Origin of the sequence: Corynebacterium sp. (assembly GCF_030530965.1) — a bacterium.
GTDB lineage: Bacteria > Actinomycetota > Actinomycetes > Mycobacteriales > Mycobacteriaceae > Corynebacterium.
In genome coordinates this window covers 25,893-36,582 of sequence record NZ_JAUMTY010000015.1, presented here as the reverse complement: position 1 = coordinate 36,582, position 10,690 = coordinate 25,893, and the positions used below count along the sequence as shown (strand labels likewise).

Below are 10,690 nucleotides of genomic sequence, written 5' to 3'. Positions count from 1 at the left end.
GAGGCTTTTTCGAGGGGAATGCCGTGTGGCGGTTCAGCACGACCTCATCGTGGATCGACCCGATCTTATTATCCGCGTCTACCTGGCCCTTCGCGTCCGAACCGTTCTCCCTTTCCGGAGTGTTCAGGTCGCCGGCGTAGAGCGTCGATACTGCGCGAAGCTTTGTCGTTTTTTTCGACGACGACGCCGTCGTCACTTTTTCACTCGCCCGCAGTGGGACATCTGTTTCGATATAGCAGCGCGTCGGCATGGCTTGTCCGACACAGGCCGGGTCTGAGGAGTGCGACGCAGAGGGGTGGCCGGCCTTAAATGCTGCCGAGTCGATGAGGATCCCCCGGGTTGGCGCCGTGGACACGTCGTAATCGATGTTTGTCGGCAATTCCTTGAGCGAGGGGACGATGAACGTCGGCGCGGCAATGGCAATGACTAACAAAATGGCGCCGGCGCATAAGGAGCTGCGGGTGATAGCTCGGCGGTGCCGTGCGCCGAATGCGCTACCGGGAAGTCTGGACAAGACGCTGCGGCCACCCGCGTTCGCATTCACGGACTCTCCTCATCGACGGTGTGATGTTCTAACCCTAGGTGGGGGATACGATCTGCGTCTACTTCTTGTCCCAGTCGTCAGGGCACAGGGCGGGCACCGGGCCGGCACCGGGCCGGCGTTGGTGGGTATCAGAGTTCTCAGCGATGTGCCCCGGATCGCGACTACTTGCTGTCAGGAAGCGGAGGAACGATAAGCACCGGCTTGCCGGAGTGGCGCAACACGTTATCTGACACGCTGGCCTGGAAGAGCGACTTGAACCCAGTGAGGCCACGTGTACCGGACACGATGACGTCAGCGTGCAACTCTTCGGCGGCGTCGACGATGGCGCTCCAGATCGTGGTGGCGGACTCCACCAAGAACGGTTCTGCCTCAAACCCGTTCTCGCGGGCGATCTGTACCCCTTCTTTGCACGTCTGGAGGGCTTCGGCGTGGGCGGGGTCGCCGTCCTCGGGGTTGTCGGCAGGCTGGTAAATAGCGCCAGCCATGGAGGCGCCGACGCCACGGTTAGCTTGGTGCTGCAGCGGCTCCCACGCCGTCAAAATGTACGCGCGCGGGGTGCTGAGGAAGCGGCCCGCATATTCCAGTGCCCGCTTCGCTTCGACGGACCCGTCGTAGGCGATGAGCATGGTGTCTTTGTGGCCTCCGTTGTTGGCGTCGGGGGCTTGGTTCGTCGGTTCTGTGTGAGCTGAAGTGGTGTCAGACATTGGAAATCCTCTCGGTAGATACGGTCCCAGTGTAGGTCTCTTAGTTTAGGTACGGGGTTAGTGCATATAAGCTAATCGCTGTGTCTAGTAGTAAACACGCGCGTACGTCCGTTGGCCCCGGACGAAAACATCACCGTGCTGCCTGGTGGTCACTAGGTTTTCTGCTTTTCCTGTTGCTGATGGCGGGAATTGCATATGCCACTGATTTAGTGATGAGCCAGGGGCAAGTTCCCCGTGGCGTCAAGGTTGGTGGCGTCGGCATTGGTGGAATGAGTAAAGCAAGTGCGGATACTATGCTCCGCAATGAACTAGGAGATAAGGTTCGCGAGCCTGTCTCTATCAATGCTGGTGATATGACCTCGTCACTTGATCCGACGATGTCCGGTTTACGGGTGGATTGGGATCAGACGATTGAGAATGCCGGTCATCAACCGAAGAACCCGTGGACCCGCATTGAGTCATTTTGGAAAACCCGCGAAGTCGGCATTGTTAACGATGTTGATGAGGGTTCCTTAGACAATGCGCTCCAGCGTGTCGATAAAGAACTCACCCGCGAGCCCGTTAACGCTGAACTCTCTATTGGTTCCGACGGTAAAGCCGATGTTAAAGACCCAGTCACTGGCCAAAAGATTAACCATGATGAGCTGGCCGAGAATGTGTCTAAACATTGGTTGAACACCACCCGCGTTGTGGAGATTCCGGCTGAAGAAGTTGAGCCTGAGATCGGTGAGAAAGCGGTTAAGCAGGCCGAGCGGGATGTTCTCAATAAAGTTGTCTCTGGTCCGTTAATTTTTAAGGGCCGTGATGATGTGAGTGGAATTATTGCTCCAGAAGATATGGGGCAAATCGTCACCTTCCGGGCCGATGGTGACCATTTCACAGCCGACTACGACGACAGCGCCGCGAAGTCCATTCTTTCCTCGCAATTAAGTTCCACCGAGCGAACAAAGAAGGATGCGGACGTCCTTATTGGCGACGACGGTTCGGTCACGGTGACCTCGCCTAGCCAAGATGGCGTGAGTATTAACTGGTCAAAAACCCTCGATGATTTGCAAGGGAAATTGACGAATACCACTGTTCGTGACTACGACGTCGCCTACACGGACGATAAAGCGACGTTTACCACGGAGATCGCTGAAAAGGCCGATTTTCGCGAAACGATGGGGGAATTCACGACGGGGGGATATGCGGCGGATTCCGGGGTCAACATTCGCCGCGTGGCGGAAATGGTGAATGGTGCCATCGTTTCGCCAGGTCAAACGTTTAGTCTGAATGGGTTCACGGGCCCTCGTGGGGAAGCGCAGGGATTCGTGAAAGCAGGCATCATTAAAAACGGCCACTCGGATGAAGGCGTTGGCGGGGGAATCAGCCAGTTTGCTACGACACTCTATAACGCCACCTATTTCGCGGGAATGACCGATGTGGCACACACACCCCATAGCTATTACATTTCCCGATACCCCGCGGGACGGGAAGCCACCGTCTATGAAGGCGCTATTGACTTAAAATTTAAAAACCCTTTTGATACGCCGGTGATGATTAAAGCATTCACCGGTGATGATGACATTACTGTGCAGATTAAGGGCATTCCACAGGTGAAAGTGGATTCTATTCAAGGGGAGAAAACAAACTTTACGAGCCCATCGTCACAGCAACTGTCAGGTCCTGATTGCCATCCATCATCGGGTTCCCAGGGATTCACTGTGACGGATACGCGGGTTGTGACGTCGCTATCCACCGGGCAGGAAATTTCCCGTAATACAACGACAACCAAATATGATCCGTCGCCAAAAATAACCTGTTCTTAGAGAGGTACTTGTGAGCTTTTCTTCCCCCGGTCCGTATTCCGGAGGCCCGTATTCGGGCGGTGTTAGTAGCCCCTCGGGATCGTCCCGCCGCCGAGGCGTCGGGTGGGGGCTGGTGACCCTCGTCGTCGGCGTTATTGCCTATTCCGTCGTGATGCGCGTCATGGTTCGGACGGATAATCTCAATCTCTTTCCGACGCTGCTCCTCATCGGTGCGGTCACGGTTCCGCTCGCTGTGCTCTTCGTTGCTTACGCCGCCGACCAGCGCGTACACGGCCACGAGGGGCTTGTGGCGCTCACCGCCGTGTTCGGCGGAATCGTCGGCACAACCACTGCAGGTTCACTGGAGTTCGACGTTCTCCACCGCATGCCCTGGTTAGGCATGCTGGCCGTGGCCGTCATCGAGGAAACGGCCAAGCTCATCGTCCCCGGAGTGATTTACCTGTGGGGACGCCGTCGAACCGCAGGAATGGGCGTTGTATTGGGCGTCGCCTCGGGTGCAGGGTTCGCCGTGCTGGAAACAATGGGATACGGCCTCAACGCGCTGATTGCCACACGCGGGAATGTAGATGCCGTGAGCGCGACCCTGCTGTTGCGTGGGCTGTTGTCTCCGGCCGGGCACGTGGCGTGGACAGGGTTCACGGTGTGGGCATTGTGGCGCTGCGCTGATACGCCCAAACCGAGTAACGGCCGACGGGTGTTCGCCTGGGCGTGGGTGACCGCGGTCATTTTGCACGCTGTGTGGGACGGAACATCCTTGTGGATCCTGCACGTCGGCGTCGTCTTCATCAGCGTGCTCGGATTGCTATCACTGATCGTGTGGTCACGGTCGACGTCTCGCCAACAACCGACGTCCCCGTGGGAGGTTGTGTGACAGCGACTGACATTTACCCCGACCAGAAAAATGATCAGGCCCGCCAGGACCGACCCGACGGTGATCGGTCGGTGAAGGAGCGATGGACTGATCATTGCCGACGTCGGTTCGCCGACAAAGGTACGTATCGCTATCGGCTTCCGTGGTTGCGGTCCCTCTCACAGGACCAATTAGTCACGACGCGTCGCGTGGGGATGGCCGTATGGGCAGTGGCGGTCTGTGCGATCGGCGTGCTCGCTGGCTGGTCGGAAGTGGGATCGTTCCTCATCCCACTACTTTTTGTCGGTTTCGCAATCTACTCGTTGGGCCACAGCCACCTGGCCTACATCCTGGTGGACTGGGGCCCGTTCATTCTCTTCCTGCTCGCATACCGGGGCATCAAAACCGTCGTCGGTTGGATGGGGATCCCGGTCCAGTGGCACTTGGCTCCCGACGTTGATCGCTGGCTCTTCGGTGGGACCTTGCCGAATGTGTGGCTCCAGGAGCATTGGCGGTATGCGCACGCACCCTGGTGGGAATTCATTCTCATGGCCGTGTATTCCTCATATTTCTTCATGCCCTACACGGTGGCATTTATTGAATGGCTGCGGTCGCGCGCGGAATTTCGACGCTACATTGTTGGTTTGCTCGCCGTTTCATTTATTGGTTTGGGAATTTATGTTTTTGTTCCCGCGGCTCCTCCGTGGGCGGCCGCGCGATGCACCCCTGCCGACGTCGCCGACCAACCGTCCCATACACCGTGCATGTTCTCCGCCGAACACGCTGGTGAGGGCTCTATCTTGGGGCCAGTTAACAACAAAAACGACTCTCCCGAGCCCTGGGTTGAACGCCTTACCGCCCATGCATGGAGCCAAATTGCCCCCTTCGGCCTGGCCGAGGGCGTCAAAGACTTTCAGGACGGTGCCCGACGTGAGGAACGCGCTGATGGCCCGACCTTAGGCCCCGTGGAGCCAGTTCCCGTGGGCGAAGGGCCGCTCGCTAAAGCACAAGCGTCGTCGAATTTGGTCTCGGCGATTCCGTCATTGCATGCCGGAATAACCATGTATTTCGCTACTTTTCTCTTCAGCCGTCGTCGGTGGAAATGGGGAAGTGTCGCGTTGATTTACGCGCTAACAATGGGATTTGCGTTAGTTTTCTTCGCTGAGCACTACGTTTTCGACATTATTCTCGGCTGGACATTGGCTGCCGCAGTTCCGATTGTTCAGACGTGGTGGATGTCCCGTCGTTGTGAATCGATTAATAAATAATAAGTAATAGATAAGCTGAACACTTTCGGGTGGGTTCTCTTTTCAATTGGTGTGATGGGCGCTATTGTCCTGCGTAAAGCTCTCACGGAAGATCACTATGCGCGCATCACAGACCGTTCATTCCCAGCTCCCCACGCGTTCTGACCGGCTCGATTCTTTGCCTTTCGGCCGCGAACATCGCAAACTTCTCGTTGGTTCAGGTGTCGGGTGGGCCCTGGACGCGATGGACGTCGGTTTGATCAGCTACGTGATGGCCGCGCTGGTGGCAGAGTGGTCCCTGTCCAACACCCAAGCATCGTGGCTAGGGTCCATCGGTTTCGTGGGCATGATGATTGGCGCCTCCGTCGGCGGTTTGCTCGCTGACAAGTGGGGGCGCCGCAATGTTTTCGCACTCACGCTGCTGACCTACGGCATTGCGACGGGTGCCGCCGCGTTTTCCGTCGGCTTGGTCATGCTGCTCATCCTGCGCTTCATCGTCGGCGTGGGACTCGGTGCGGAATTGCCGGTCGCGTCGACGCTGGTCTCTGAGTTTGCTCCGCGCAAGAACCGCGGGCGCATCGTTGTGGCGCTGGAATCGTTCTGGGCGGTCGGCTGGATCATGTCCGCGCTGCTCGGTTACTTCCTGGTGCCGAAAGAATGGGGCGGCTGGCCCGGCTGGCGGTGGGCACTGCTGGTGGGAATCGTCCCCGCCGTCTACGCCCTGGTCGTTCGTCACGGACTACCTGAGTCCGTGCGCTTCCTGGAGAGCCGCGGCCGTCTTGCGGAGGCCGAGCGCAGCGTTCGGCTCTTCGAAAAGGGATCGTCACGTAATTCGACGGTTCCTTTCGACGAAGCGGTCGCTTTGACCCCGACCTCCGTCGCTAAGGGAGATGCGTCGGAGGACGCTTCGGCGGAGGATGCTCCAACGGGTAACCGCCCTGGTGAAGACGCTGCTGGGGAGTCGTCGATATTCAGTCCCCACATGCGTGGCCGCACGACTGCTCTGTGGGTGGTGTGGTTCTTCGTCAACCTGGCCTATTACGGAGCGTTTACGTGGATGCCGACCTTGCTGTATCTGCAGGGGCACTCGCTGGTGAAGTCCTTCGAGTTCACATTGATGATGACCTTGGCGCAACTGCCCGGTTATGCGGCGGCGGCATGGTTGATTGAAAAATGGGGCCGACGCCTGACGCTGTCGGTGTTCCTGTGTGGTTCTGCGGTGTCGGCGATCCTGTTTGGCCTGCAGTCCGGGGCGACGGGGATCATCGTCACAGGCCTGTTGCTGAGCTTCTTTAACTTGGGCGCGTGGGGTGCCTTGTACGCGATCGGCCCGGAGATCTATCCGACGGCGATGCGGGGGACCGGAACTGGTGCGGCTGCAGCCGTCGGCCGAGTGGCAGGTGTGGTCGCGCCCTTGATCGTCCCGATCATTTTGGAGTGGGGGTCCACTCCATTGGTCTTCACCATTTTCGGCGCGTCGTTCTTTATCGCGGTTGCTGGCGCTGTGGCTCTGCCGGAGCGGCACAACATGGACATGGTGGAGTAAGCGGTTCCGCCGGAATACAACGACAAGCCCTTGGCCACAATCTCGTGACCAGGGGCTTGTTGAAATGGAGCCGATGACGGGAATCGAACCCGCGCCGCTTGCTTGGGAAGCAAGAGTTCTACCATTGAACTACATCGGCATGAAGAACTATTACGAAAAATGCGTGATATGCATGATCCACACGTGATCAGCGAACACTGCAATGCATGTTCCCCCTTTACCGTAGCATTGCCACTTTTGAGCCAACAAAACTCCCGGTCAACGTGCCGGGGATAGTGGAGCGAATAGCACCATATGCTTGTGGGACTCCGGCAGGTCCGGGGTAAACTATGGCCTGTGATTCTCTCCGACCGTGACATTCGTTCTGCAATCGATTCTGGACACCTAGGTATTTCCCCCTTCGATCCGACGATGGTCCAACCCAGCAGTATTGATGTTCGCTTGGACCGCTACTTCCGCGTCTTCAACAATGCGCGCTACACGCATATTGATCCCAAACAAGAGCAAGAGGATCTCACGTCGTTAGTGGAGGTCAAGGAGGGCGACGCGTTCATTCTTCACCCGGGGGAGTTCGTGTTGGGGTCGACGTTGGAAGAGTTCGCCCTGCCAGCGGATTTGGCTGGCCGTCTTGAGGGGAAGTCGTCCTTGGGTCGGTTGGGGTTATTGACGCACTCCACGGCAGGGTTCATTGATCCTGGGTTTAACGGCTACATCACGTTCGAATTGTCGAATGCCTCTAATCTCCCGATCGCCCTGTATCCAGAGATGAAAGTAGGCCAGCTGGCGTTGTTCATGATGTCCAGCCCTGCGGAAACACCGTACGGGTCCGGGTCATTGGGCTCGAAATACCAGGGCCAACGCGGGCCGACGGCGTCGAAAGCATATATGAACTTCCGCTGATCGCTCGTATTGTCGCAGTGTGCGATGGCTGAACATGCTTCAGCGGTGGCTTCCGCGTAAATTCATGGGCATGCGGATGTCTGTGATTGGAACGGGATACCTGGGGTCAACGCATGCGGCGTGCATGGCGGAATTAGGGCATGAGGTCATCGGGGTGGACGTTGATCCGCATAAAATCGAGCTCCTGTCGCGCGGAGAGACGCCGTTTTTTGAGCCCGGTTTAGATGGTCTTATTCGGAAACATATTTCCTCGGGTCGTCTTCATTTCACGACGTCGTACCAGGAAGCGGCCGATTTCGCTCATGTTCATTTCTTAGGTGTTGGTACTCCGCAACAGAAGAATTCGTATGCAGCTGATATGACTTTTGTTCGCTCTGCTGTCACGAATTTGGTGCCGTTATTGCGGGGGCGGCACATTATTTTTGGGAAATCGACGGTTCCTGTGGGGACCGCGCGTGCGCTTCAGGAGTTGACCGATCGTTTGGTTGCTTCGCAGGATTCGGATAGTTCCACCACTTCTGCTGAGGAGACGTCGGTGGATATTGCGTGGAATCCTGAATTCCTCCGCGAGGGCCACGCTGTGCAGGACACGATTCATCCGGATCGCATTGTCCTTGGTGTGCAGAATTCGGCTTCCGAGGTAGAGGACGTCGCCAGGAAGATTTATGCACAGCCCTTGGCAGAGGGAACGCCGTTGTTGGTCACTGATTTTGCGACGTCTGAGCTGGTGAAAGTCTCGGCGAATGCGTTTCTGGCGACAAAAATTAGCTTCATTAACGCGGTGTCCGAGGTGTGCGAGGCGTCGGGGGCGGATATCACGGTGCTTGCCGACGCGATCGGTGCGGATGAGCGTATCGGACGGAAGTTCCTCAACGCCGGGCTTGGGTTCGGCGGCGGTTGCCTGCCGAAGGACATTCGGGCGTTTATGGCCCGCGCCGGCGAATTGGGCGCTGACCAGGCGTTGACCTTCCTGCGTGAGGTGGACGCGATCAATCTTCGACGTCGGGAAAAGTTGGTCAGCATGGTGAAGGATGCGTGCGGCGGTTCCTTGCACGAGGCGCGCGTGACTGTGCTGGGGGCGGCGTTCAAGCCGGAGTCGGACGATGTGCGCGACTCGCCGGCGTTGGCGGTTGCGGGAGCGTTGAGCCTCGCAGGTGCCCAGGTCAGCGTGTACGACCCTCAAGCGATGGCGAATGCGTCGAAGGTTTTCCCGACGCTTATGTATGCGGACACGGTGTGGGATGCGCTGCACAATGCTGACGTCGTGGTCGTGGCGACGGAGTGGAGGGAGTTTAAGCGGCTGGACCCGTCGGAGGCGCGGGCGTGTGTCGCGTCGCCAATTATTATCGACGGGCGGAACTGCCTGGATGTTGACGCGTGGATGCAGGCGGGGTGGTCTGTGCGGGCGTTGGGGCGCAGTTTGTAGCGCCGGGCTGACGCGACCCCTAGTGATGATGGACATGAACGTGGCCGTGGCCATGTCCACCTGCGTTGCTGGCGTCGGGATCAGGTTTGACGGTGACCGCGGCGATGATCGTCGTGATTGGAACCGCGAGCGCAAGGGCAATAGCGCCGACGGCCGACCTGACGATTTCAGTGGCGATGAGGTCCGAGGTCAACACCTGCCCCAGCGGCCGCTCCGACGCAGTGATCAGCAATAACATCGGAAGTGCTGCACCTGCGTAGCTGAGGATCAGCGTGTACAACATGGACGCGATATGGTCCCGCCCTACTTGCATACCGCCCGCAAAGAGCCGCCAGGGCGATGCTTTGCGGTCGATGATGGCCAGCTCGTTGACGGTGGATGCCTGCGCCACGGTAGCGTCGTTGAGCGCACCGATCGCGCCAACGATGAATCCCGCCAGCATTAACCCGTGGACGGTGACGTCGGGAAGATAAAGCTGAACCAGGAGGTTGTCCTCTTCGCCGAGGCCCCGGAGCCGGGTTCCGTCGATACCCCAACCAGCCATGATCGCGGCCAGGCCCAGCGCGATGATCGTTCCGGCGAGCGCGGAGCTGGATTTCCAGCTGATTCCGTGGACCAGGTAAATCACGACGAACATGATGAGGGCGCACGATGTGACGGCAAGCAGGAGTGGATCGCCGCCGCGGAGGAGGGCGGGGAGCATGAATGCGCCGATAATCGCCATCGTGATGACGAGGCCGACGAGTGAGCGCGCGCCTCGCCATGAGCCGATTGCCACCATTGCGATAGCCGTGATGATGAGCCAAGCGATCACGGGTACTTTGCGTTGGTAATCGTTGAACGCGTACCCCATGCTGCCGTCGTCGGTGGCGTGGCGGGTCATTCGGATCTTGTCGCCCTCGCGGAGGTCGGGGTCGCCCGGTTTGTGGGACGTCTCAATGAGCGTGCGTTTCCCCTTGTCAGGGCCACTCGTGATGTCGATAATCGCGCGAGTGCACGTGCCCGTGGATGTGGTGGGCTCGCGTGGTGTGTCGTCGAATGTCCGGCCGACGCTGGGGGATCCGCATGCTGCCTCAGTTGTGACAGCGACGGTTCCGTCGGCAATGTTTTGGGGAAGGGACGACGTTTCTTGGAAGGACTTATCGACGCGGGCCGGTGTGTTCGATGGCCACAGCGCGACGGTGGAGATGGCGCTGAGGATGAAGCCGATGAGTAGAAATCCGGCGAGGATGCGTTGGCCGAGCGTCCAGTTTTTGATGTGCGGGCGGAAGCGCTTGGTGGTTTTGCTGGCCTTGGGTTGTGGGGTTGCGGGTTGCGACGGTTTTGGTTGCGACGTGGCTACCTGTGGCATCGTTGGCTGTGGCTGAGTTTCGCGGCGCGCGTTGTTGAGTCGTGACCTGCGGGTTTCCGTCGGAATGGGGGCCTGTTGGGGCGAGGAGTTGGCCGTGTGGGTGCCACGTGGCTGGTATGGTTCGTCGCCGGACGCTGAGTGTTTACCCACAAGGACTCCTCATTGTGAACGGATCTGTCGGTAAAAACGCAGCTCAGGTCGCAGATATGCAGCCCAGGTAAAAGGGAGCGTAGGCCGAATAAATCTGAGCGACGACGCCTAACCGACAGTATGTTCCAGTAACAGTAACGTGTTTTTCAGAATAGCGTGCGTGG

The 10,690-nt window shown here is 58.4% G+C and carries 9 protein-coding genes and 1 tRNA gene; 6 read left to right on the top strand and 4 right to left on the bottom strand.

All coding sequences use genetic code 11. The features are described 5' to 3' along the window. Both Q3981_RS04625 and Q3981_RS04620 read right to left on the bottom strand, forming a co-directional pair. A partial coding sequence (locus Q3981_RS04625; protein ID WP_303124291.1) for a porin PorA family protein occupies window positions 1-544 on the bottom strand: 544 nt, incomplete at its 3' end. 161 nt (window positions 545-705) lie between these two features. Then, window positions 706-1,170 carry a universal stress protein gene (locus tag Q3981_RS04620; RefSeq protein WP_041629050.1) on the bottom strand — a complete coding sequence of 155 codons (465 nt, stop codon included), beginning with the start codon at window positions 1,168-1,170 and terminating at the stop codon, window positions 706-708. A 257-nt stretch (window positions 1,171-1,427) separates the two neighbouring features. Here Q3981_RS04620 and Q3981_RS04615 point away from each other — a divergent pair, with 257 nt between their 5' ends. The 4 genes from Q3981_RS04615 to Q3981_RS04600 all read left to right on the top strand — a co-directional run bounded on the left by Q3981_RS04615 (window position 1,428) and on the right by Q3981_RS04600 (window position 6,699). Further along, entirely contained in the window at window positions 1,428-3,056 is a 1,629-nt protein-coding gene (locus Q3981_RS04615; protein WP_368410087.1) for a VanW family protein, read from the top strand. A gap of 10 nt (window positions 3,057-3,066) precedes the next feature. Then, window positions 3,067-3,927, top strand: a complete 861-nt coding sequence (locus Q3981_RS04610) for a PrsW family intramembrane metalloprotease (RefSeq protein ID WP_303124289.1) — start codon at window positions 3,067-3,069, stop codon at window positions 3,925-3,927. Beyond that, entirely contained in the window at window positions 3,924-5,174 is a 1,251-nt protein-coding gene (locus tag Q3981_RS04605; RefSeq protein WP_303124288.1) for a phosphatase PAP2 family protein, read from the top strand. Before Q3981_RS04610 ends, Q3981_RS04605 begins: the two co-directional genes overlap by 4 nt. A gap of 97 nt (window positions 5,175-5,271) precedes the next feature. Further along, the gene (locus Q3981_RS04600) at window positions 5,272-6,699 is read left to right on the top strand and encodes an MFS transporter (RefSeq protein WP_303124287.1); all 1,428 of its coding nucleotides are present in this window, start codon (window positions 5,272-5,274) and stop codon (window positions 6,697-6,699) included. A 65-nt stretch (window positions 6,700-6,764) separates the two neighbouring features. Here the strand turns inward: Q3981_RS04600 and Q3981_RS04595 are convergent. Further along, a tRNA-Gly gene (locus Q3981_RS04595) sits at window positions 6,765-6,838 on the bottom strand. 197 nt (window positions 6,839-7,035) lie between these two features. On the opposite strand from Q3981_RS04595, the gene dcd reads away from it, so the two are divergent. Together dcd and Q3981_RS04585 are read left to right on the top strand one after the other, a co-directional pair. Further along, entirely contained in the window at window positions 7,036-7,599 is a 564-nt protein-coding gene (dcd, locus tag Q3981_RS04590; RefSeq protein ID WP_012730942.1) for a dCTP deaminase, read from the top strand. A 70-nt stretch (window positions 7,600-7,669) separates the two neighbouring features. After that, window positions 7,670-9,025: a UDP-glucose/GDP-mannose dehydrogenase family protein gene (locus tag Q3981_RS04585; protein ID WP_303124302.1), complete on the top strand. Its 1,356-nt coding sequence runs from the start codon at window positions 7,670-7,672 to the stop codon at window positions 9,023-9,025. A 19-nt stretch (window positions 9,026-9,044) separates the two neighbouring features. On the opposite strand, the gene Q3981_RS04580 is transcribed toward Q3981_RS04585, so the two are convergent. Then, window positions 9,045-10,526 (bottom strand): YibE/F family protein, encoded by a 1,482-nt coding sequence (locus Q3981_RS04580; protein ID WP_303124286.1) that lies wholly within the window; start codon window positions 10,524-10,526, stop codon window positions 9,045-9,047. Between the last annotated feature and the right edge of the window lie 164 nt (window positions 10,527-10,690).